The 21,320-nt window shown below is 41.6% G+C and carries 22 protein-coding genes; 20 read left to right on the top strand and 2 right to left on the bottom strand.

Translation table 11 applies throughout. The features are described 5' to 3' along the window. Positions 1–249: 249 nt before the first annotated feature. On the bottom strand, positions 250–933 hold the full coding sequence (locus G5A70_RS10210) for a helix-turn-helix domain-containing protein (RefSeq protein ID WP_173749541.1): 684 nt from the start codon (positions 931–933) through the stop codon (positions 250–252). Positions 934–1,183: 250 nt separating this feature from the next. On the opposite strand from G5A70_RS10210, the gene G5A70_RS10205 reads away from it, so the two are divergent. From G5A70_RS10205 to G5A70_RS10140, 14 genes are all read left to right on the top strand, one after another. Next, a complete protein-coding gene (locus tag G5A70_RS10205; protein ID WP_004613680.1) occupies positions 1,184–1,513 on the top strand; it encodes a hypothetical protein in 330 nt (109 codons plus the stop codon). A gap of 87 nt (positions 1,514–1,600) precedes the next feature. After that, positions 1,601–2,683, top strand: coding sequence for a replication initiation factor domain-containing protein (locus tag G5A70_RS10200; protein ID WP_173749540.1), 1,083 nt, complete (start codon positions 1,601–1,603; stop codon positions 2,681–2,683). A 4-nt stretch (positions 2,684–2,687) separates the two neighbouring features. Beyond that, complete coding sequence (locus tag G5A70_RS16130) at positions 2,688–2,867, top strand: excisionase (protein ID WP_081445676.1); 180 nt, start codon at positions 2,688–2,690, stop codon at positions 2,865–2,867. Between the two features lie 82 nt (positions 2,868–2,949). After that, positions 2,950–4,152: a tyrosine-type recombinase/integrase gene (locus G5A70_RS10190; protein WP_173749539.1), complete on the top strand. Its 1,203-nt coding sequence runs from the start codon at positions 2,950–2,952 to the stop codon at positions 4,150–4,152. Between the two features lie 279 nt (positions 4,153–4,431). Then, the gene (locus tag G5A70_RS10185) at positions 4,432–4,737 is read left to right on the top strand and encodes a hypothetical protein (RefSeq protein WP_173749538.1); all 306 of its coding nucleotides are present in this window, start codon (positions 4,432–4,434) and stop codon (positions 4,735–4,737) included. A gap of 126 nt (positions 4,738–4,863) precedes the next feature. Then, a complete protein-coding gene (locus G5A70_RS10180) occupies positions 4,864–5,412 on the top strand; it encodes a GNAT family N-acetyltransferase (protein ID WP_173749537.1) in 549 nt (182 codons plus the stop codon). 166 nt (positions 5,413–5,578) lie between these two features. Beyond that, positions 5,579–6,064, top strand: coding sequence for an RNA polymerase sigma factor (locus G5A70_RS10175; RefSeq protein ID WP_173749536.1), 486 nt, complete (start codon positions 5,579–5,581; stop codon positions 6,062–6,064). Next, positions 6,054–6,629: a zf-HC2 domain-containing protein gene (locus tag G5A70_RS10170; RefSeq protein WP_173749535.1), complete on the top strand. Its 576-nt coding sequence runs from the start codon at positions 6,054–6,056 to the stop codon at positions 6,627–6,629. Before G5A70_RS10175 ends, G5A70_RS10170 begins: the two co-directional genes overlap by 11 nt. A gap of 133 nt (positions 6,630–6,762) precedes the next feature. Then, a complete protein-coding gene (locus tag G5A70_RS10165) occupies positions 6,763–7,299 on the top strand; it encodes a DUF4854 domain-containing protein (RefSeq protein ID WP_173749534.1) in 537 nt (178 codons plus the stop codon). Between the two features lie 188 nt (positions 7,300–7,487). Continuing rightward, complete coding sequence (locus G5A70_RS10160; RefSeq protein ID WP_173749533.1) at positions 7,488–8,147, top strand: epoxyqueuosine reductase QueH; 660 nt, start codon at positions 7,488–7,490, stop codon at positions 8,145–8,147. Between the two features lie 90 nt (positions 8,148–8,237). After that, positions 8,238–9,614 (top strand): argininosuccinate lyase, encoded by a 1,377-nt coding sequence (argH, locus tag G5A70_RS10155; RefSeq protein ID WP_173749532.1) that lies wholly within the window; start codon positions 8,238–8,240, stop codon positions 9,612–9,614. Positions 9,615–9,790: 176 nt separating this feature from the next. Further along, positions 9,791–10,876, top strand: coding sequence for an aspartate-semialdehyde dehydrogenase (asd, locus tag G5A70_RS10150; protein ID WP_173749531.1), 1,086 nt, complete (start codon positions 9,791–9,793; stop codon positions 10,874–10,876). Positions 10,877–11,043: 167 nt separating this feature from the next. Further along, positions 11,044–13,089, top strand: coding sequence for a DNA topoisomerase (locus tag G5A70_RS10145; protein WP_173749530.1), 2,046 nt, complete (start codon positions 11,044–11,046; stop codon positions 13,087–13,089). Positions 13,090–13,091: 2 nt separating this feature from the next. Continuing rightward, positions 13,092–13,760 carry a UDP-N-acetylglucosamine pyrophosphorylase gene (locus tag G5A70_RS10140; protein ID WP_173749529.1) on the top strand — a complete coding sequence of 223 codons (669 nt, stop codon included), beginning with the start codon at positions 13,092–13,094 and terminating at the stop codon, positions 13,758–13,760. A 19-nt stretch (positions 13,761–13,779) separates the two neighbouring features. On the opposite strand, the gene G5A70_RS10135 is transcribed toward G5A70_RS10140, so the two are convergent. After that, on the bottom strand, positions 13,780–14,544 hold the full coding sequence (locus tag G5A70_RS10135; protein ID WP_173749528.1) for a TraX family protein: 765 nt from the start codon (positions 14,542–14,544) through the stop codon (positions 13,780–13,782). 172 nt (positions 14,545–14,716) lie between these two features. On the opposite strand from G5A70_RS10135, the gene G5A70_RS10130 reads away from it, so the two are divergent. The 6 genes from G5A70_RS10130 (at position 14,717) to G5A70_RS10105 (ending at position 21,238) form a co-directional block, all read left to right on the top strand. Further along, positions 14,717–16,222, top strand: coding sequence for a 4Fe-4S dicluster domain-containing protein (locus tag G5A70_RS10130; RefSeq protein ID WP_173749527.1), 1,506 nt, complete (start codon positions 14,717–14,719; stop codon positions 16,220–16,222). Positions 16,223–16,398: 176 nt separating this feature from the next. Beyond that, a complete protein-coding gene (locus G5A70_RS10125) occupies positions 16,399–17,679 on the top strand; it encodes a glycosyltransferase family 4 protein (RefSeq protein WP_173749526.1) in 1,281 nt (426 codons plus the stop codon). Positions 17,680–17,683: 4 nt separating this feature from the next. Then, a complete protein-coding gene (locus G5A70_RS10120) occupies positions 17,684–18,802 on the top strand; it encodes a glycosyltransferase family 4 protein (RefSeq protein WP_173749525.1) in 1,119 nt (372 codons plus the stop codon). Next, complete coding sequence (locus G5A70_RS10115; protein WP_173749524.1) at positions 18,772–19,365, top strand: TVP38/TMEM64 family protein; 594 nt, start codon at positions 18,772–18,774, stop codon at positions 19,363–19,365. The genes G5A70_RS10120 and G5A70_RS10115 overlap by 31 nt, the downstream gene beginning before the upstream one ends. A 127-nt stretch (positions 19,366–19,492) precedes the next feature. After that, on the top strand, positions 19,493–20,185 hold the full coding sequence (locus G5A70_RS10110) for an iron-sulfur cluster assembly scaffold protein (protein ID WP_173749523.1): 693 nt from the start codon (positions 19,493–19,495) through the stop codon (positions 20,183–20,185). Between the two features lie 42 nt (positions 20,186–20,227). Beyond that, a complete protein-coding gene (locus G5A70_RS10105) occupies positions 20,228–21,238 on the top strand; it encodes a GGGtGRT protein (protein WP_173749522.1) in 1,011 nt (336 codons plus the stop codon). The last annotated feature ends 82 nt before the right edge of the window (positions 21,239–21,320 follow it).

The following is a 21,320-nucleotide window of genomic DNA, read 5'->3' as shown; positions in this document are numbered from 1 at the left end:
CTGTGCAGTTACTTGGATTGTGGAATAGAAGAATTGATAGAGTATGTGAAAGAATGAGAGTCTGTCGGATTGAAGAAAAATCGTGCAGGCTTTTGTTGTGTCAAGAAAAAGAGAAAACCTAGTGAGGTCAAGGAACAAGGCGTAGCCGATACGCCGTAGGGCAGTCCTTGACGGAACGGACGCAGCCAACTGCACCATGATACAGCAGAGGACTTGAAAGGTCAGAAACCTTGCAAGTCCTCTTGTCTGTTATTGGGCGTTATTCTTTAAATAAAGTGCTTCTTTTACCACTTCTTTTTCAAATGCTGTTATGTGACCGTCCTGTATTCCGTTGTCGATATAAAAGCAATCGTCAGTTTGTGAGTAGGCAAGTTTGGTAACTTTTGGTTCACAGGTCTTTGTATCAATTCCATAATAGTAAATCGTGGCTGTTGTTAATACCATGTGAATACTTTCAAAATCTCTTGTAAAAATGGTATGCCTGTCAGAATAGAAGAAATCAGACGGACATTCATAGAATTGGGAACTATCCTCTTTCAAAAATAATGGCAGTATGTGCATTGCATTTCCAGCACGATTGACAAGGACATAAAAGCGTGGAATAAGGGCGGCATATTGCGTCATCATGGCAATATAGATATCGTCTAAATTATCGAGAAGATATTCGGAGCAGGAGTTGTTATAAAAGACATATTGCAGGGCATTGTCATTTTGGCTTGTATGTTCCATAGGCACATTTTGTCCGTAAAGCCACCGCAAGTCTACATCTAAGGAGTCAGCAATCAGTTCCATTTTATCGGCTTTCGGATTGTACTGTCCCGAAAGATAGGAACTGAACGCCCCTTTGCTGATACCTGTATCTTTGACTATATCTACCTGTTTTTTATTTTTTGCTTTCATGGCAAATTTAATCCGTTCTGCGATTGTATTCATCTGAAAACCCTCTCTTTCCATATCCTGTTATAACTTTTCATATCTTATCGTCTAAGGACACTATACCACAAGTTCAGAAAAAAGAAAACAAAAAGTTTATAAAAAACTAAACTTTATATTGCAAAACGAATATGTCTGTGCTAATATACAATTAAGTTCAGAAATAACTGAACTAAAAACGACGTCGTAAATATGAAAATGAAAATATGAGAAGCTGACCTATCGGTTCAACGGGGAGAAAGGAACGTGTATGCAGATTACATTGACAAAAGAACAGGTAAAAGAAGCGTTTGGAGAACTTCGTTTTATGGGTGCGGATAACTGTTACCGCTATGATAAAGACAGTAAGAAGAAAACAGAGGAAGTGGAAGCCTTAAAACTTCATCTTGGAAGCATGAAACTTGGGAACAGCGTGGATATTCGCTTGGAAGCAACGGAACTTCCGAAGATTGAGCCTTATGCTGTGGTGGAACTGGAAGAACCAGTATATGCTCCTTATGTGCAGAGAGGAAACTTTCCTGTATTAGTGGAGAAGATTACCTGTAAGGGTATCCGCCCTGTTCCAAATAAAAATATGTAGGCGGTCAAAGTTCCTGCCCTCGTTCTGACGTACCAAACGGCAGGTTGGGGGGCAGGGCAATGGCAACGCCATTGCAGGTAAGGAGGTTTGATAAATTTGGAAGAAAGAAGCGGAAGTTTTCTTCCAGAACTCCCCTACACTAACAGGGGAGTAATACGGCAGAAAGAAGAATTAAGTGCCTTGATAGATTGGTGTCAGATAACCATTAAGGAAGTTCCGTTAGAAGCAGTCATAGAAGATGTGTTGAAAATACCTATGGAACTTATGACTGTAACGGGCTATGAAAAGGGGATTGCAGGACATGAGGTTGTGGCAATCTTCGATAATATCAAGGTGCTAAAGCCGACAGGAAATGCACAGTATCAAGGCTTTCAGATTTTGATGAGTGGGAAAGGCTGTCGCAACTATGAGAATTTTTTACAACTCAATGAGGAAACATGGTTTGATTTCTTGAACAGAGTTTGCCAGTATCATATCAATGTTCCTCGGATTGATTTGGCGATAGACGACAGAAAACCGTATTTGAGTATTCCCGATTTGATTGTACGGACAAAAGAGGGATTGCTTTCCACAAAACTAAGGGAGATAGATTTTCACGACTCGGGAGAACTGAAAGAAGAAGTGTTTCAGAGTAAAGGTGGCAGTCTTTATCTCGGCAGTTCAGCCAGTAATTTGAGATTGGTATTTTATGAAAAGGGATATGAACAGAATAAAAAGTATGGAACAGAATTAGACGAAAATTGGAATAGATATGAGTTGAGATTTCGGCAGGAAATGGCGGTAAGTGTAGTACAGGAATTATTGAGATATAGAGATGTGGCAGGACTGGCAATGGAAGTATTGAACAGTAAAATACGATTTTTAGAAAAGCCGACAGGCAGCATGACAACACGAAAAAGACTTTATCCAACCTATCAAGCATGGGCGGAACTGATGAAAGATATAGGCAAGGTGAAACTTACCATGCAACCACAGAAGAAAAGTTTACAAAAGGTGTGGGAGTGGTTGGAAAAGTATGTTGCCCCGTCTTTGAAACTGTTTGCAGAGGTTGGGAAGATAGAGCAGAGAGATTATATTGGCAATCTCATAGAAAATGGAGAAATGAATATTACACAGAAGCAGTTGTATGATGATTATATAAAAGCAAGAAAATTAGACGAAAGGGGGTGATCGTATCGAAAAAGCATTACTAAATATAAATGAATTTTGTGAGTATATGGGGATTGGGAAAACAAAGGCAAGAGAACTGTTGAACAATCCGAAAAATAGATTTACAGTACGCATTGGTAATCGGTTGTATGCAAATAAGAAATTACTTGATGAATGGCTGGAATATCAATGCAAAAGGGCTTGAAAAGAAAATGGGGTGTGGATATAATGAAAATTGAAATATTTACTTTACCATATTTCTTTCAGTAGAAGAAAGGAAAGTTGGTATGGGTAAAGATTTAAAGGGCAAAGAACTCGGTAAGGGAATTTCACAGAGAGCAGACGGACGCTATATTGCAAGATTTACAAGCAAAACAGGGAAACGAAAAACGCTTTATGATTTTAAACTGAATGAATTAAAACGGAAGTTGCGAGAAGCGGTTTATGAAGATGAACATGGTTTGAATGGCAATGGCGAAAGTATCACTTTAAACGCATGGTATGTAACGTGGACGGAGTTGTATAAGAAGAAAACAGTTAAAATGACTACGATATATAAAAACCACAGTTACTACAATTCAAGAGTGAAGAACTCTATCGGAAAGATGTATTTGCAGGATATTAAAACATATCACGTTCAGAAGTTTTTAAATGACTTGATAGACAGCGGTCTTGCACATGGAACGGTGTCGAACATCAGATTTATGTTGAGTGATATGTTTGATAAAGCGGTATTGAGTGAATACATTAGAAAAAATCCTTGTATCGGTGTGGAAATGCCAAAAGAAGTGAAAAAAGAAAGACGTGTATTAACAAGAGAGGAACAGGAAAAATTCTTTACATTTGCTTCTTCCTACATACACATCAATGTTTTGAAATTTGCTGTGACAACAGGTTGTCGGATTGGAGAAGTGCTGGGACTAAAATGGGAAGATTGTGACTTTGAAAAAAGAGAAATTATAATCAATAAGACAATCCATTATTCAAAGGCTTCCAGTCCTGTTGAGGGTTCAAAGTTTTTCTATACGACTGCAAAAACCATATCCAGTAATCGTGTAATTCCTATGACAGATGAAGTGTATGAGATTTTACAAAATCAGAAGATAAAGCAGACAGAACAGAAGATGTGGAAACGCTCGATATGGAAACAGCATAAAGAATTTCAAAACTTGGTATTTACCTGTTCTGATGGTTCGCCAGTTTATTATTACAACGTCAATAGTGCAATCAAAGACTATGTAGCGAAAATCAATGTGATAGAGATTGAACTGGCAAAGGAAGAAAAGAGAGAGCCGAAGATATTTGAAGTGTTTACCTGTCACACTCTGCGACATACATACGCTACAAGGTGTTATGAAAATGGAGTAGACCAACAGGTAGTACAGAAACTCTTAGGTCATTCCACGCTGGCAATGACAACCGATTTATACACGCACGTTTCAGAAGAAAAGAAAAAAGAAGAAGTAGCCGAACTGAAAATATTGGCTTAAAATTGGAGTAAAAATGGAGTAAATCAGAAGATAGATAGCGAAAAACAGCGTAAAATCAACGTTTTCAAGTGGATATAAATATTGTGCAGAAATAATTGAGAAGAAATTCTTACAAAGAAAAGGCGTTGTAAAAGGGTAAATATTTCAAGACAAGATGAGAAATGGCGTAGGTAGTGGAAACATTATTTGCGCCGAAAATCTTTTACATACATTTAACTGGTAAAAAATATAGAGAATGGTAAAATTATCTTGCAAGGGGGGAGATAGGGAGGATTTTATATGTTCTTGATGGCGATATCTATTCTGGTAATTGTGGAAACCATTGGCTTCTTTCTTGCAAAACGGTATGACATGAGTGAAAAAGTAGACAAGGGAATAGAAATTTGTTATTGGAAATTAAGTTATAGACGAAAATTTATTAGAACACTTTGTTTTATTCCTGTATCTGTAATTATAATTATTGAGTTTTATAAGGAATTTCAATCATATATGTTTACAGGAATAATTGGCGTTGTGTTCTTTATATCAATTTTTATTCAGGCTTTTTATAATTATAAGAGATGGAAAAATGAAATTGAGGAATAAATTTTGTCCGGCTGGCATAAAAGTGAGGTCGAGGAACAGGACATAACCAACAGCACCACGGTATTTCAAGGTGTAATTATGAGATTCTATATAAAAGTTGTATGTTAACAAAGGAGGAGATTGAAATTGAAATTTGAACCTATTGAAGTCAAGGATAAATTAAATAGAACTATAGTGATACGAAGTGCAATCGCAGATGATGCAGAGGATTTAATAAAATATTTAAAAGTCACTACAGAAGAAACACCATATCTGATTCGAGAGCCGGATGAGGTTGCTATTACACATGAACAAGAAGTAGCGTTTATAAATAATTGTCTGAATTCAGATAAATCTTTGCTGTTAATTGCAACATTAAATGGAAGACATATTGGTAATTGTTCTTTAAATCCAATAGGAAGTTACAGGAGATATGCTCATAGGTGCGAAGTAGCAATTGCTTTATATCAGGAATTTTGTGGATGTGGTATTGGAAGAACTATGTTGGAGCATATGCTTAAAGTGGCAACAAAGATGGGATTTGAACAAGCCGAACTTGAAGTTATTTCTGACAATAAAAGTGCAATTGCTTTGTATGAAAAACTTGGTTTTAAGAAGTATGGTTCCTTGCCCGACAATATGAAATATGCAAGTGGCCATTATGCTTCAGCAGACTGGATGATGAAAAAATTATAATGGGCATTACAATTCCTGGTTTATAGCAGACAGTTTTTTCGATAGCTGTCTGTTTTCTTTTTCTCATAATGGATAGCAGATTTTGCAATCGGACAATTTGATGTAAAAAGAGTGAAATTCCTGTAACGAAAATTATTTATAGAGTACATATAGGAGGAGGTGGAATATGGAAGAGATGGTAGAGATTTACAAAAAATATATGCCGCAGGTGTATAAATTTTTGTTTAGCCTTTGTCACGATGTTCATTTAAGCGAAGAACTAACCCAGGAAACTTTTTTTCAGGCTATGAAATCCATTGATAATTTTCATGGAGACTGTAGGTTATATGTGTGGTTGTGTTCCATTGCAAAGCATTTGTGGTATAAAGAGTTAAAGAAGAAAAAAAGAGAAACGGCGGCAGAGAATGCAGAACAGGCAGATTATCGGAATCTTACAGAGAATTCGGCCATACAGAAAGTGGAAGTGATAGAATTATATAAAAAACTTCATTTGCTGGAAGAGCCTGTACGGGAGGTCATGTATTTGCGGCTGAATGCAGATTTTACTTTCAAAGAAATTGGAGAAATCATGGGAAAAGATGAAAATTGGGCAAGAGTAACTTTTTATCGTGGAAAGCAGAAAATCAGAAAGGAGAACCGCCATGAAATGTGAAATGATTCGCGACTTATTGCCTCTGTATATTGACGGATTGACCAGTGAGGAAAGCAATCGGGAAATAGAAAAGCATTTAAAAAACTGTAGAGGATGTCAAAAATACTATCAGGAAATGACAGGTGAAATTGGTGAAGATATATCCATAAGTGAGGAAGAAATACAGGAACTTCAAGTTATAAAGAAGATAAAGAAAAAAAATAAGAGAAAAATGTTTGGGGTACTTACAGGAATTGTTCTGGCTTTGGCCGTTTGCGTGATGGTTTTGTTTACACAATGGTATAGTTCTGCGAATTCCGAAGAAGTTACGGTAGATTATGGAGTGAGAGGAAATGTTGCATATTGTGCTATAGAAACAAAGCCGGGATACTCTATGGAAATAAACGGCTCTTCGTCTCATTTAAAAATATTAAGGCTGAGAAAAACAATGAGTCCGAAAGGTCAAACGATTAGCTGGGAAGAAAAAATAGGGACAGAGGAGAACCCTTGCAAATGGACAATAGAATTTCAAGATAAGATTATGGTTATTGAAAATGGACAGTTGACAAAGGAAAAGGAAAAATAGTGATGTTTTTGAGAAGACAAACGTTTGTTGAAATTGACTAAAAACAGCACAGAATATTAAAATTTTTATTTATATTGACATTTTCCGCCTGCTCGGATAAAATGAATCTATCAAACCAAGGAGGGCTGTTTTTATGAAGAAAAAGTCTTTAAAAGTGTTGTTATGTTCCACTTTACTGGCTATGGCGCTGACTGTTTCCGCATGCGGTGAGAAGGATGCAGGAAAAGACAGTGCAGAGGTTTCCAGTGAAAAAGAAACGCAGCAGGAACAGGAAGAAAAGGAAGTGGAAAAAGAGGAATCAGAACCGGTGAAATTGGAAGATGCCGAACCCATAACCGAGAAGTTCCCGGATATTAAGTCTTATGTGGAATCTGACCTTGTACAGGAACAGTTAGATGCACAGCTTTCTTCTCTTGGAGACAGCGGTATGAGTATGGAAGTGCTGGGAGAAGACAACAAGCTGATTTACCGGTATACCATGGATGGTATTGTTAAGACAGATGCGTTGACCGAACAGCTGCAGTCTGCTATGGATGGACAGGCGGATACTTTTAAAAACGTAGCAAGTTCTTTGAAATTGGCGGTAGAGGTAGAAAATCCGGTGGTTGTAGTGGAGTATATTGATATGAATGGGGAAGTGATTCTTTCCGCAGAGTATACGACAGAATAATTTTGGTGCAGAAATGGAATACAGGCCCGGGGCTGTGAGAGAAAACAGTCCCGGACATAGAAAAAGCGAAACAAGTCTAAGAATTCTAAGATGCTCATGAGAGATTCTCTCGAAATTTCAAAATAATTCCTTGATGAAGAAAGTTTTTTTTCGTATACTTTTGTATAAAAGCAGAGAAGGGAAACAGGATGAACAGAAATTATCAAAAAGAACTGGAAAAAATCATAGAAGAAAATCAAAAACAGGGAAAGATTCCCAGGCTTTTTTTGCACAGTTGTTGTGCGCCCTGCAGCAGTTATGTGTTGGAATATCTGTCCCGGTATTTTGAAATTACAGACTTTTTCTATAACCCCAATATTTTTCCCCGGGAGGAGTACGAAAAGCGAACAGAGGAGCTGAAACGGCTGATAGAGGAAATGCCTTTGGTGCATAAGCCGGTTTTTGTGGAAGGCAGGTATTGCCCGGAGGAGTTTTTTGAAATGGCAAAGGGACTGGAACAGGCTCCGGAAGGCGGAGAACGGTGCTTTCACTGTTACCGCATGCGGTTGGAAGAGACGGCCCGCATGGCTGCAGAGGGAGGATATGACTACTTTGCCACTACGCTGACCATCAGTCCCTTAAAGAATGCGGGAAAACTAAATGAAATCGGGGAAGAGTTGGAAAAGATTTATCATGTAAAGCATCTGCCTTCGGATTTTAAGAAAAAAAACGGATATAAACGTTCTACAGAATTATCCGGAGAATATCATCTTTACAGACAGGATTACTGCGGCTGTGTTTTTTCCAGACAGGAGCGTGAAAGACAAAAGCAGGAACAAAAGGAAAAACTCTTGCGTTCAACACTATAAAGTGATAAAATTTTACACAAGATATTGTCGAAAGTGCAAAAACGAAAGAACTTCGGCGATACGGTGAAAAAGAGAGGAATGAGGAACAATATGGCACAATTATGGGGAGGTCGTTTCACAAAAGAAACAGACCGTCTGGTGTACAATTTTAATGCGTCTTTGAGTTTTGATAAAAGACTTTATAAGCAGGATATCAAAGGCAGTATGGCCCATGCTTCCATGCTGGCTAAGCAGGGGATTCTTACAGAACTGGAAAAGGAAGAGATATTATCAGGCCTGCAGGAAATTTTAAAGGATATTGAAAGCGGAAAACTGGAGTTTTCACCGGAATACGAAGATATTCACAGCTTTGTAGAGGCAAATCTGATTGCCAGAAAAGGAGACGCAGGGAAGAAGCTGCATACAGGAAGAAGCCGTAATGACCAGGTGGCTTTGGATATGAAAATGTATGTAAGAGATGAAATTCAGGAGACAGACGAACTTTTAAAAGAACTGCTGGAAACTCTTCAGAAATTAATGGAAGAAAATCTGCACACCTATATGCCTGGCTTTACCCATTTGCAGAAGGCTCAGCCAGTGACTGCAGCCCACCATTTGGGCGCTTACTTTGAGATGTTCAAAAGGGACAGAAGTCGTTTGAAGGATACAGGAAAGAGATTGAATCTCTGTCCTCTTGGAAGCGGGGCGCTGGCAGGAACTACCTACCCTCTGAACCGGGAATATACTGCGCAGGCGTTGGGCTTTGACGGTCCTACTTTGAACAGTATGGATTCTGTGGCAGACAGGGATTATCTGATTGAATTTTTGTCCGATTTATCCATGATTATGATGCATCTGAGCCGTTTTTGCGAAGAGATGATTTTGTGGAATTCCAATGAATATCAGTTCGTGGAAATTGACGACGCTTACAGTACGGGCAGCAGTATTATGCCTCAGAAGAAGAATCCGGATATTGCCGAACTGGTAAGAGGAAAAACAGGAAGGGTTTATGGGGCGCTTATGTCTTTGCTTACTACCATGAAGGGAATTCCTCTGGCTTACAATAAGGATATGCAGGAAGACAAGGAATTGGCTTTTGATGCCATGGATACAGCCAAAGGATGTATTGCGCTGTTTAACGGTATGCTGTCCACTTTGGAATTTAAAAAAGAAAATATGGAAAAGAGTGCGAAAAACGGCTTTACGAATGCCACAGATGCAGCAGATTATCTGGTGAACAAGGGTGTGCCTTTCAGAGATGCCCACGGCATTGTTGGCCGTCTGGTGCTTTACTGCCTGGAGAAGAATATTTCTCTGGACGAGATGTCTTTAGAAGCATACAAAGCCATCAGTCCGGTTTTTGAGGAAGACATTTACGAGGCTATCAGTATGAAAAATTGTGTAGAGAAGAGAAATACCATTGGTGCGCCAGGCTCAGAAGCCATGAAAGAGGTACTGAAGCAGAATAAAAAATATCTGGAAGAATAAAAAGAAATTCTTGACATTTTGGAAAAATTTGTTATAGTAGTGTTTAACGAAAACAAATGTGCGTGTAGCAAAGACGTTTGCGGCGCAAAGGCGGTTGAAACAGTAAAATGGCTGAGTCAGAAAAAGCCGGCTGCAGACAAAGCGTTTTGCAGGCATAGGGTAAGGAGAATAGACAGATGAGTGAAAAATTAAGAGTTGGAATTTTAGGAGCTACAGGTATGGTCGGACAGAGATTTATTTCTCTTCTGGAAAACCATCCATGGTTTGAAGTCGTAACAGTGGCAGCAAGTGCAAGAAGTGCAGGAAAAACATATGAAGAGGCTGTAGGAGGTCGTTGGAAAATGACAACTCCTATGCCGGAAGCAGTGAAAAAACTTATTGTCATGAACGTGGCAGAGGTGGAAAAGGTTGCTTCTACGGTGGATTTTGTATTTTCAGCAGTGGATATGTCCAAAGAAGAAATCAAAGCGATTGAAGAGGAATATGCAAAGGCCGAAACCCCTGTTGTTTCCAACAACAGCGCCCACAGATGGACACCGGACGTACCGATGGTAGTGCCGGAAATCAACCCGCAGCATTTTGAGGTGATTGAGTTCCAGAAAAAACGTCTGGGCACAACAAAGGGCTTTGTGGCTGTAAAGCCAAACTGTTCCATCCAGAGTTACGCGCCAGTGCTTACTGCATGGAAGGAATTTGAGCCATATGAAGTAGTAGCCACTACTTACCAGGCAATTTCCGGCGCAGGAAAGACTTTCAAAGACTGGCCGGAAATGGTAGAAAATATCATTCCTTATATCGGCGGTGAAGAAGAAAAGAGTGAAATGGAACCTCTTCGTCTCTGGGGCGAAATTAAGGACGGCGTGATTGAGCCGGCCAAAGAACCGGTGATTACCTGCCAGTGTGTGCGCGTTCCGGTATTAAACGGACATACTGCAGCCGTATTTGTGAAGTTCAGAAAGAACCCCACCAAAGAACAGCTGATTGAAAAACTGGTAAACTTCAAAGGACTTCCCCAGGAACTGGAACTGCCAAGTGCACCGAAGCAGTTTATTCAGTACATGGAAGAAGACAACCGCCCACAGGTACAGTTGGATGTAGATTATGAAAATGGCATGGGAATTTCCATAGGCCGTTTAAGAGAAGATAAAGTGTATGATTACAAGTTTATCGGACTTTCCCACAATACGGTTCGCGGTGCGGCAGGCGGAGCTGTGCTTTGTGCAGAAACCTTGAAAGCAAAAGGTTATATTACAAAGAAATAAATATTACGAAAGAAAAATCCGGGGAAACCAGTGTCAGATTATGCAAAAGCAGGCACTGGTTTTTCGGCTCTGAAAGGGGTAGAAAACGTCAGAAATTTGACGCATATCCCAACCTGTGTTAAGATAAAAAGCATTGTAAAGAAATTAAAAGCAAAAGAGGAGCTTTCATGAGCAAATCATTATTTATAGCCGAAAAACCAAGTGTCGCCCAGGAATTTGCCAAGGCGCTGAAATTGAATACATCCAGAAAAGATGGTTATCTGGAATCGGAAAACACCATTGTAACCTGGTGTGTGGGACATCTGGTAACCATGAGCTATCCCGAAGCCTATGACCCGGCGCTGAAAAGATGGAGTCTGGATACGCTGCCCTTTTTGCCGGAAGACTTTAAATACGAAGTGATTCCTTCGGTGAAAAAGCAGTTTGATATTGTCAGCGGACTGCTGAACCGCAAAGATGTGGAAACTATCTATGTCTGTACGGACTCCGGGCGGGAAGGGGAATATATTTACCGTCTGGTAGCCATGATGGCAGGCGTAAAAGATAAGGAACAGAAGCGAGTGTGGATTGACTCTCAGACAGAGGAGGAGATTATCCGGGGAATCCGGGAGGCGAAATCGCTTTCAGAGTACGATAACCTTTCGGCTTCGGCCTATCTGCGGGCGAAGGAAGACTATCTTATGGGCATTAATTTTTCCAGACTGCTTTCTCTAAAATATGGCAATGCGGTTTCCAATTATCTGGGCAGCCGCTACCAGGCCATTTCAGTGGGGAGAGTTATGACCTGTGTCCTGGGTATGGTGGTACGCAGGGAGCGGGAAATCCGGGAGTTTGTGAAGACGCCTTTTTACCGGGTGCTGGGAAAATTTGAACTGCAGGGACACTCTTTTGAAGGAGAGTGGAGAGCCACACAAGGCAGCCGTTATTTCCAATCCCCCCTTTTATATAAGGAAAATGGATTTAAGAAAAAGGAAACAGCAAAGGAACTGGCAGAATTACTGTCTGCCAATCCCCCTTTGCAGGCGGTGGTAGAAAAGATTGAGCGGAAAAAGGAAAATAAAAATCCGCCGCTGCTTTTTAACCTGGCAGAACTACAGAATGAGTGTTCCAGGCTGTTTAAGTTAAGCCCCGATGAAACGCTGAAAATCGTGCAGGAATTGTATGAAAAGAAGCTGGTTACATACCCCAGAACCGATGCCCGTGTGCTTTCCACTGCCGTGGCAAAAGAGATTCAGAAAAATATAGGCGGACTGCGCAGTTTTGTCCATGTGGGGGCTTATGCAGAAGAAATTCTGGCCGGACAGATGTATAAAAATCTTTTGAAAACCCGCTATGTCAATGACAAGCAGATTACAGACCATTATGCCATTATTCCCACAGGACAGGGGTTAAATGCGCTGCGAAGCGTTTCTGTGCAGGGGGAAAAGGTGTATGAAGTGATTGTGCGCAGATTTTTGAGTATTTTTTATCCTCCGGCTGTTTACCAGAAAATCAGTCTGGTGTCTGTCAGGGAAAAAGAACGGCTGTTTTCTTCTTTTAAAGTGCTGGTTTCCGAAGGGTATTTGAAGGTAAGCGGGTATTCTTTCGGGAAAAAGAAAGAGGAGGAAACCTCGGAAGAAGAAACACAGGACAGCGCTTTTCTGGAAATGCTGCAGAATATCCGAAAGGGAAGTATTCTCTCCATCCAACGGTTTTTCATCAAGGAGGGAGAAACATCGCCGCCTAAGCGGTATACCTCCGGTTCTATGATTCTGGCGATGGAAAATGCAGGGCAGCTGATTGAAGATGAGGAATTGCGGGCCCAGATTAAGGGAAGCGGAATTGGAACCAGCGCTACCAGAGCGGAAATTCTGAAAAAACTGGTAACCATTCAGTATCTGGCACTGAATAAAAAGACGCAGGTCATTACCCCCACCTTGCTGGGAGAAATGATTTTTGATGTGGTCAATGCTTCTATCCGTTCTTTATTGAGCCCGGAATTGACGGCAAGCTGGGAAAAGGGACTGACTTATGTGGCTGAAGGCAGCATTACCCCACAGGAATATATGGAGAAACTGGAACGCTTTATCCGCTCCTGGACCCAGGGGGTTCTGGGACTTAGAAACCAGCTGATGTTAAAGCAGTTTTTCGATGCGGCGGCTCAGTATTATCAAAAGGGAACGGGCAATAAAACCAGAAAAAGCAACCGATGTGATACAGAGAAAGGAAGGTAAAAATGGAACAGTTGAAAATTCAGGAATTATACAGTGATTTAAGTAAAACCATGGCAAAGGAACTGTTGGAGAGCAAAATCTATCCATGGGAAGTGCTGCCGGAAATCAGCGCTTTTTTGGTGAAGCTGGGAAATGCATTAAGCGAAGAGGAATATGAAAAAAGAGGAGAAGATGTGTGGATTGCCAAATCTGCAAAGGTGGCGCCAACGGCCTATATCCATGGCCCGGCCATTATTGGAAAAGAGGCGGAAGTCCGTCACTGTGCTTTTATCCGGGGGAATGCACTGGTAGGCGAAGGTGCGGTTGTGGGAAATTCCACAGAGTTGAAAAACGTAATTCTCTTTGATAAAGTGCAGGTACCCCACTATAACTATGTGGGAGATTCCATCTTAGGCTATAAATCCCATATGGGGGCAGGTTCTATTACCTCCAATGTAAAATCAGACAAAAAGCTGGTGGTGGTAAAAGGACAGGAAATGCAGATAGAGACAGGATTGAAAAAGTTTGGCGCTATGTTGGGCGATGAAGTGGAAGTAGGCTGCGGTTCTGTACTGAATCCGGGAACGGTGGTGGGAAGCCACAGCAACATTTATCCCCTGTCTTCTGTAAGAGGTGTGGTTCAGGCCAACAGTATTTACAAAAAACAGGGTGAAGTAGTGGAAAAAAGATAGCTGCCTGCAGTACGGGATGTTAAATCCCGAATACTGCATAGCGCAAGGAAAATAAGAGCAGAAGATGTGCCGGATAGAAAAGGTAGAAGAAATATTTCATGCTTCTGCCTTTTTGCTGATTATACAGGTTGATGGGAAGAAAAGCAAAGCAGGCCACAGGCTCCCATAAAAGAGAGAGACATCCTGCAATGGTTTTTTCCAGAGGATAGGAATAAAACAGGTATAAAATGAGAATCAGTACAATCCCTTTCCAGTTGTAATCAGCAGCAAACAATTTTCCGAGAAGAATCCCTCCCCCTGCCGCAAAAAGCAGGAGGACGGGATTTTTTTGTCTGACGATGTCCATGAGCCAGAGGGTGAGAAAACCGATAAGAAGGGTAAACATCACGTTCTGGTAGGAAAACTCCAACAGACCGCCGTTAAAGCACAAATCAAAGGGCAGTTCAGACACACAGGCAAAAAGAAAGAGCCGCAGGGCATACTTCTTACGGTTGGAGGTATGGACAAAGCCTTCCACCAGAAGAAAACAGAAAATGGGGAAGGAAATTCTTCCTACTGACCGGAGTATCCGGTCTGCCTGGTACAGGAAAGAGGTGGTTTCAAAGTCCCAGGCAGAAGAAAGCTGTTGGTTGTAAGCGGAAATTACGCCGCTTTCCAGAAAAACAGCTCCAATATGGTCTGTCAGCATGGTGACAAGGGCAATCCATTTTAGGGCGCTGCCGGTAAGCAGCGGAGGAAGCAGTGTATTTTTTGCGGTATCAGGGTATCTGATTTTATAAAACATAAGCAGTATCCTTTCTGGTGTTTTTTTGTTTGAAGAAGTTCAAATTGCATTTATTATAGCACAAGATGCCTTTGTATTGAATAAAGTACCTGCAATTTCTTGCAAAGAAATAAAATTGTGTTTATTATAAACAACAGGGATTTCAGAAAAAATGCAGGAAAGGAAGAATGCAATGAGAAGTCTGGATACAAATGTAAAAAGAATCCGTCACAAAGTATTTAAAGAGATTGCCCGTGTGGGTTTTGAATCGGAACCGGAGACCCTGGTGGCTGATATTGAGGCCATTCCTTATCATATTGTACAGGAGAGGGCAACATACCGGGAAAGTATTTACCGGGAAAGAGCAGTGGCCAGTGAGAGAGTCCGCCTTGCCATGGGAATGTCTCTTCGGCCGGAAAATGCAGCCGTACATATTACCGCAGGTCTTGAGGCCAGCAACATTGACGAGAAATATTATGAGCCGCCGCTTATGCAGGTCATACCTTCGGCCTGTGATGCCTGTGAGCCTAAGATGTATGAGGTTTCCAATATGTGCAGAGGCTGTGTGGCGCATCCTTGTAAGGAGGTCTGTCCAAAGGGCGCTATCAGCATTGTAAAGGGCAAATCCATTATCAACCAGGAAAAATGCATTAAATGCGGAAAATGCAAATCAGTCTGTCCATATGATGCCATTGCCAAAAAGGAGCGTCCCTGTGCCAGAGCCTGTGGTGTAAATGCTATTGAAAGTGATGAATTGGGAAGAGCCAAAATCAACAATGAGAAGTGTGTTTCCTGCGGTATGTGCATGGTAAACTGCCCGTTTGGAGCTATTTCTGATAAATCACAGATTTTTCAGCTTGCCCATGCACTGAAAGAGGGAAAACAGATTATCGCAGAAGTAGCGCCGGCTTTTATAGGGCAGTTTGGGCCTGATGTGACACCGAAAAAATTAAAGGCGGCTTTGCAGGAACTGGGCTTTGCAGATGTCTATGAAGTGGCTCTGGGAGCAGATATTGGAGCAGTTGCTGAGGCACATCACTATGCAGAGAAAGTCAGCACAGGGGAACTGCCTTTCCTGCTCACTTCCTGCTGTCCTTCCTGGAGCATGCTTGCAAAGAAGTTCTTCCCGGATATGATTGGGAATATTTCTCAGGAGCTGACGCCTATGGTGGCAACTGCAAGAACCATTAAGCAGCGTTATCCGGAGGCTCATGTGGTGTTTATTGGCCCTTGTGCTTCGAAAAAACTGGAGGCTTCCAGAAAATCGGTACGAAGTGACGTGGATTTTGTCATTACCTTTGAGGAGCTGGCAGGAATGTTTGAGGCAAAGGGAATTCATCCCGAAGAATGCCAGGGTGAAAGTTCTCTTCATAATGCAACTGCAGCTGGAAGAGGTTATGCGGTTGCCGGAGGAGTGGCCAGCGCAGTAGAATCCTGCCTTCATGAATATTATCCGGAGGTAGAGGTTCACATTGAGCATGCGGAAGGCCTGGCAGAATGTAAGAAAATTCTGACTATGGCAAAAGCAGGAAAATTAAAAGGCTGTATGATAGAAGGTATGGGTTGTCCTGGCGGCTGTATGGCAGGTGCGGGAACCAATGTACCTCTGGCAAAAGCAGCAGCAGACTTGAAAAAATATAAAAAAGACTCTTCCAGACAGTTACCCCCGCCGGAACTGGCGGAAATCCATCTGGATTAAGAAAATTTAAGAAAAGCGCATGAAAAGAAGAACTGCAGGTTTTTTCGGAAAGAGAAAACTGCAGTTCTTTTTTCTATATTCTTTAGAAAAACTTTAAAATTGTCTGCTTGTTCTCTTTAAATCTGTTTTTTATGATAAAGACAACTTAAGAGAAAGACCAAAAGGGGGAAATCCTTATGAAAATATTAATCACAACAGATTGGTATAAACCGATTATCAACGGAGTGGTGACATCTGTGCTGAACTTAAAAAAGGAACTGGAAGAAAGAGGACATGAGGTAAGAGTTCTGACTTTATCCAGAAGCTATGAGTCTTATAAAGAAGCAGGCGTTTATTATATTAAATCCATAAATCTGGAAAAAATTTATCCGAATGTCAGGGCTGTGCTGCCTCATACGGAAAAGCTGGTGCGGGAATTGGTGCACTGGAATCCTGATATCGTACATTCCCAGTGTGAGTTTATGACCTTTTCTTATGCGGTCAAAATCAGTAAAAAATGCAACTGTCCGCTTTTGCATACTTACCATACAGTTTATGAGGATTATATTCATTATCTGCCTGGAAGAATTTCAGAACATAAAGCCGGGGCTGCTTTAGAAAAGAAAGCGGTAGCACAGTTTTCCAGAAGCGTGCTGAAAAAAGCCAGTCAGGTGATTGTACCTACGGAGAAAGTAGAGAAGATTCTGGAAGGCTATGAAGTAAAGAAGCCGATTTCCGTGATTCCTACAGGAATTGATTTGCAGAGATTTTCCGGAGATTTATCAAAAGAAGAAAAGCAGGAATTAAAGAAAAAATGGAACATTCCTTTGGAGAATCAGGTACTGGTCAGTGTGGGACGTCTGGCAAAGGAAAAGAATCTGGAAGAATTGTTAAGGTTCTTTGCACAGATGGTAAGAGAAGAAGGAAGAGAAAAACTGACTTTTCTGATTGCCGGGGACGGACCGGACAGAGAACGTCTGGAAAATCTGACCGTGGAGCTGGAAATTCAGGACTGTACTGTGTTTACGGGCATGATAAGCCCGGAGGAAGTAGGCCGGTATTATCAGCTGGGAGATGTATTTGTGTGTGCCTCCAACAGTGAAACCCAGGGGATTACCTATATCGAAGCCCTTGCCAGTGGAGTTCCGGCCCTGTGCAGGAAAGATGATTGTTTAAACCAGGTTGTGACAGACGGATATAATGGTTTCCAGTATGACTCCTATGCATATTTTAAAATGCATTTAGAATATCTGCTGGAGAAGGAAAGCCGGAGAGTGCAGATGGGAAAATGTGCCAGAGAGACCGCCTATCTGTATTCTACCTGGAATTTTTGCACTATGGCAGAATGTATTTATAAAGAAGTACTGGTACGACAGGGTATGGCAAAGCTTTCCCTGGCTGTACAGGAAGAAAAAGGATTTTCCAGGGAATTTCTGGCAGTCTGGAACCGGAAAAATATGTTGAGAAGAGGAGTGTAGGGTTATGAGAAAAATAAATATGTTATCAAAAGCAGATATGGTAAAAGGGCAGGGTGTGCTTTCCGCTCATGATGAGCAGGTGGCGCTTGCCAGACAGGTTATGAAGGGCAGTGCCGTGATTCTGGAAAATTCAAAAAAAGCCTGCGAAATTACGCACTATCACTCCATTAATCCGGAATACTATCTCTCGATTGACAAACGGAAAAAACAGGGGACGGCTGTGGGATATGTACACTTTTTGCCGGAAACTGTGGAAAACAGCATTTCTCTTCCAAGAGCGGTAAAGAATCTTTTCTATAAATATACGATTTCTTTTTACCGGAGAATGGATTATCTGGTAACGGTCAATCCGGTGTTTATTGACAAACTGGCACAGTACGGTATTCCCAGAGAGAAAATCACATACATTCCCAATGTGGTTTCCGAGGAGTCTTTTTATCCTATCTCCGGGGAAAAGAGAAAGAAAATCCGGAAAAAATGCCACATGGATCCGGATGCCTTTACTGTTTTATGTGTGGGGCAGCTGCAGAAGCGAAAGGGTGTCTTTGAATTTGTGGAAACAGCACGAAGAATGCCGGATTGTCAGTTTGTATGGGCCGGAGGTTTTTCTTTTGGAAAGATATCAGAAGGATACGAAGAGATTCGGGCTCTGATGAAAAATCTGCCCTCCAATGTGAAGTTTCTGGGACTGGTGGACCGAGAGAAAATGAACGAGGTCTACAATATGGCGGATGTGATGTTTCTGCCTTCCTATGAAGAACTGTTTCCCATGACCATTCTGGAATCCATGAATTGTGCTTTGCCGGTTTTGGTGCGGGATTTGCCTGAGTACAGACCCATTCTTTTTGACCATGCGTTGACTGGAAGAAATACAGAAGAGTTTGTACGGACGCTGCGCCAGCTGAAAGAAGAACCGGATTTTTATCAGAGAAGCGCGCATGCTTCCTATGAGGGTCATGAGAGATACAGCAGAACTGCGGTGGGAAACCAGTGGAAAGCATTTTATGAAAAGGTATTTCGCGAATCGGCAGAAGGAAAAAAGCTGAAAAACAAAAGGAATCTTTTAGGCAAAGAAAGAAAAGAGGAATTGGTATGGAAAAACAGAAAACAGCAGTATATCTGAATCTCTGCACACTCATAGGCCTGATAGGTATGGGGTGGTTTATCTGGTATGGAATCCGGCATCAGCTCTTTGTGTCTGCAGACGCATTAAAGGCTTTTTTAAGCCAGTTTGGCCTTTTTGCGCCGGCGCTGTTTATTGTGATTCAGATGGTGCAGGTGGTGATTCCTATTTTGCCCGGAGCAGTGGGCTGTCTGGGCGGTGTCCTGATTTTCGGACCGGTCTGGGGATTTGTATACAATTATGTGGGGATTTCCCTTGGTTCCATATTGGCCTTTCTGCTTTCCAAACGGTACGGAAGACCTTTTGTCCGTCAGATGGTGGGAGAAAAGAATTATGAAAAGTATATTGGCTGGCTGGAAAAAGGGAAGGCTTTCGATAAAGCATTTGCAGTAGCTATTTTTCTTCCTGTGGCGCCAGATGATTTGCTTTGCTATATTGCAGGGCTTACCCCTATGTCCTTGAAAAAATTTGCGGCAATTATTTTTCTGGGAAAGCCGGGTTCTATTTTTCTCTACAGTCTGGGCCTTACCGGGATTATGGAAGTGCTGCGGTATCTTTTTTAGACAGAATTTTGGAAAAAAAGAGAAAATAGGTCTGGATTTTTTTGCGGTTTTATGAGAAAATAGGTTTGAATAAGACGTTAAATGATTAACGCACTTGTAAGTATACATACTTGAAAGGAGTTTTAAAATGATTTATTCACATGAAGTAGAAACAATGTGCCCGGTAGCACAGGGCGTGAATCACGGTGCAGCTCCAATTCCGGAAGAAGCAAAGTGGGTAAAAGCAAAAGAAATCAAAGATATCTCTGGTTTAACACACGGTGTAGGCTGGTGTGCGCCTCAGCAGGGTACCTGTAAATTAACATTAAACGTAAAAGAAGGTATCATTCAGGAAGCACTGGTAGAAACTATCGGATGTTCAGGTATGACACATTCTGCTGCTATGGCATCAGAAATCTTGCCAGGAAGAACACTGCTTGAAGCATTAAACACAGACCTGGTTTGTGATGCGATTAACACAGCTATGAGAGAATTATTCTTACAGATTGTATACGGACGTACACAGAGTGCATTCTCTGAAGACGGTCTGCCGATTGGTGCTGGTCTGGAAGACCTTGGAAAAGGACTTCGTTCTCAGGTTGGTACAATGTACGGAACATTAAAGAAAGGTCCTCGTTATCTGGAAATGACAGACGGCTATGTTACAGGCATCGCATTAAACGAAGACGATGAAATCATCGGATACAAATTCGTAAGCTTTGGCAAGATGATGGACTTCATCAAAGCCGGCGATGATGCAAACACAGCATTTGAAAAAGCTCAGGGTCAGTACGGACGTGTAAACGACGCTGTTAAGATTATCGACCCACGTAAAGAGTAATCAGACGGAAGTGTCAGATATAGAAATCAGGAGGATAGAATAATGGCTTTATTTGAATCATATGAAAGAAGAGAAAAACAGATTCTGGCTGTTTTAAAAGAGTACGGAATGAACTCTATTGAAGAAGCTGCAGAAGTAACAAAAGCAGCCGGTTTAGATGTATATAAAATGGTTGAAGGTATTCAGCCAATCTGTTTTGAAAACGCAAAATGGGCTTACACAGTAGGCGCTGCTATCGCAATCAAAAAAGGCTGCAAGAAAGCAGCAGATGCAGCAGCAGCTATCGGTGAAGGTCTTCAGTCTTTCTGTATCCCGGGTTCTGTTGCAGACCAGCGTAAAGTAGGTCTTGGACATGGTAACTTAGGAAAAATGCTTCTGGAAGAAGATACAAAATGTTTCGCATTCTTAGCAGGACATGAATCTTTCGCAGCAGCAGAAGGCGCTATCGGTATTGCTGAAAAAGCAAACAAAGTTCGTAAAGAGCCTCTTCGCGTTATCTTAAACGGATTAGGAAAGGATGCTGCTCAGATTATTGCTCGTATCAACGGATTTACATATGTAGAAACAGAATACGATTACTACACAGGCGAATTAAAAGAAGTATTCCGCAAAGCATACTCTGACGGACTTCGTGCAAAAGTAAACTGCTACGGAGCAAACGATGTTCGTGAAGGCGTGGCTATCATGTGGAAAGAAGACGTTGACGTTTCTATCACAGGTAACTCTACAAACCCGACACGTTTCCAGCACCCGGTAGCAGGTACATACAAGAAGGAACGTATCGAAGCAGGAAAGAAATACTTCTCTGTTGCATCAGGCGGTGGTACAGGACGTACTCTTCACCCAGACAATATGGCAGCAGGCCCGGCTTCTTACGGTATGACAGATACCTTAGGACGTATGCACTCTGACGCTCAGTTTGCAGGTTCTTCTTCTGTACCGGCTCACGTGGAAATGATGGGGCTTATCGGCGCAGGTAACAACCCGATGGTTGGTATGACTGTAGCTGTAGCTGTAGCTGTTGAGGAAGCAGCTAAGGCTGGAAAATTCTAATATAGGGGCGAAAAACCTTGATTTTAAGGGGCTTCTCAAGTCGTAGTTCGGCTTGGGGAGTCCTGTTTTTTTGTCTAAAAGA

The organism is Blautia hansenii, from assembly GCF_013304445.1.
GTDB lineage: Bacteria > Bacillota > Clostridia > Lachnospirales > Lachnospiraceae > Blautia.
Note: the sequence above shows the minus strand (reverse complement) of the source record. Positions and strands in the feature narration are given on the sequence as shown.

What these genes read in the sequence shown, in the direction of transcription:
- G5A70_RS10185 (WP_173749538.1), top strand. Translation starts at nt 4,432, where the DNA reads ATGTTCTTGATGGCGATATCTATTCTGGTAATTGTGGAAACCATTGGC.
- G5A70_RS10190 (WP_173749539.1), top strand. Translation starts at nt 2,950, where the DNA reads ATGGGTAAAGATTTAAAGGGCAAAGAACTCGGTAAGGGAATTTCACAG.
- G5A70_RS10125 (WP_173749526.1), top strand. Translation starts at nt 16,399, where the DNA reads ATGAAAATATTAATCACAACAGATTGGTATAAACCGATTATCAACGGA.
- G5A70_RS10160 (WP_173749533.1), top strand. Translation starts at nt 7,488, where the DNA reads ATGAACAGAAATTATCAAAAAGAACTGGAAAAAATCATAGAAGAAAAT.
- G5A70_RS10105 (WP_173749522.1), top strand. Translation starts at nt 20,228, where the DNA reads ATGGCTTTATTTGAATCATATGAAAGAAGAGAAAAACAGATTCTGGCT.
- G5A70_RS10110 (WP_173749523.1), top strand. Translation starts at nt 19,493, where the DNA reads ATGATTTATTCACATGAAGTAGAAACAATGTGCCCGGTAGCACAGGGC.
- G5A70_RS10165 (WP_173749534.1), top strand. Translation starts at nt 6,763, where the DNA reads ATGAAGAAAAAGTCTTTAAAAGTGTTGTTATGTTCCACTTTACTGGCT.
- G5A70_RS10145 (WP_173749530.1), top strand. Translation starts at nt 11,044, where the DNA reads ATGAGCAAATCATTATTTATAGCCGAAAAACCAAGTGTCGCCCAGGAA.
- G5A70_RS10175 (WP_173749536.1), top strand. Translation starts at nt 5,579, where the DNA reads ATGGAAGAGATGGTAGAGATTTACAAAAAATATATGCCGCAGGTGTAT.
- G5A70_RS10135 (WP_173749528.1), bottom strand. Translation starts at nt 14,544, where the DNA reads ATGTTTTATAAAATCAGATACCCTGATACCGCAAAAAATACACTGCTT.
- G5A70_RS10120 (WP_173749525.1), top strand. Translation starts at nt 17,684, where the DNA reads ATGAGAAAAATAAATATGTTATCAAAAGCAGATATGGTAAAAGGGCAG.
- G5A70_RS10170 (WP_173749535.1), top strand. Translation starts at nt 6,054, where the DNA reads ATGAAATGTGAAATGATTCGCGACTTATTGCCTCTGTATATTGACGGA.
- G5A70_RS10210 (WP_173749541.1), bottom strand. Translation starts at nt 933, where the DNA reads ATGAATACAATCGCAGAACGGATTAAATTTGCCATGAAAGCAAAAAAT.
- G5A70_RS10205 (WP_004613680.1), top strand. Translation starts at nt 1,184, where the DNA reads ATGCAGATTACATTGACAAAAGAACAGGTAAAAGAAGCGTTTGGAGAA.
- G5A70_RS10115 (WP_173749524.1), top strand. Translation starts at nt 18,772, where the DNA reads ATGGAAAAACAGAAAACAGCAGTATATCTGAATCTCTGCACACTCATA.
- G5A70_RS10130 (WP_173749527.1), top strand. Translation starts at nt 14,717, where the DNA reads ATGAGAAGTCTGGATACAAATGTAAAAAGAATCCGTCACAAAGTATTT.
- G5A70_RS10140 (WP_173749529.1), top strand. Translation starts at nt 13,092, where the DNA reads ATGGAACAGTTGAAAATTCAGGAATTATACAGTGATTTAAGTAAAACC.
- argH (WP_173749532.1), top strand. Translation starts at nt 8,238, where the DNA reads ATGGCACAATTATGGGGAGGTCGTTTCACAAAAGAAACAGACCGTCTG.
- asd (WP_173749531.1), top strand. Translation starts at nt 9,791, where the DNA reads ATGAGTGAAAAATTAAGAGTTGGAATTTTAGGAGCTACAGGTATGGTC.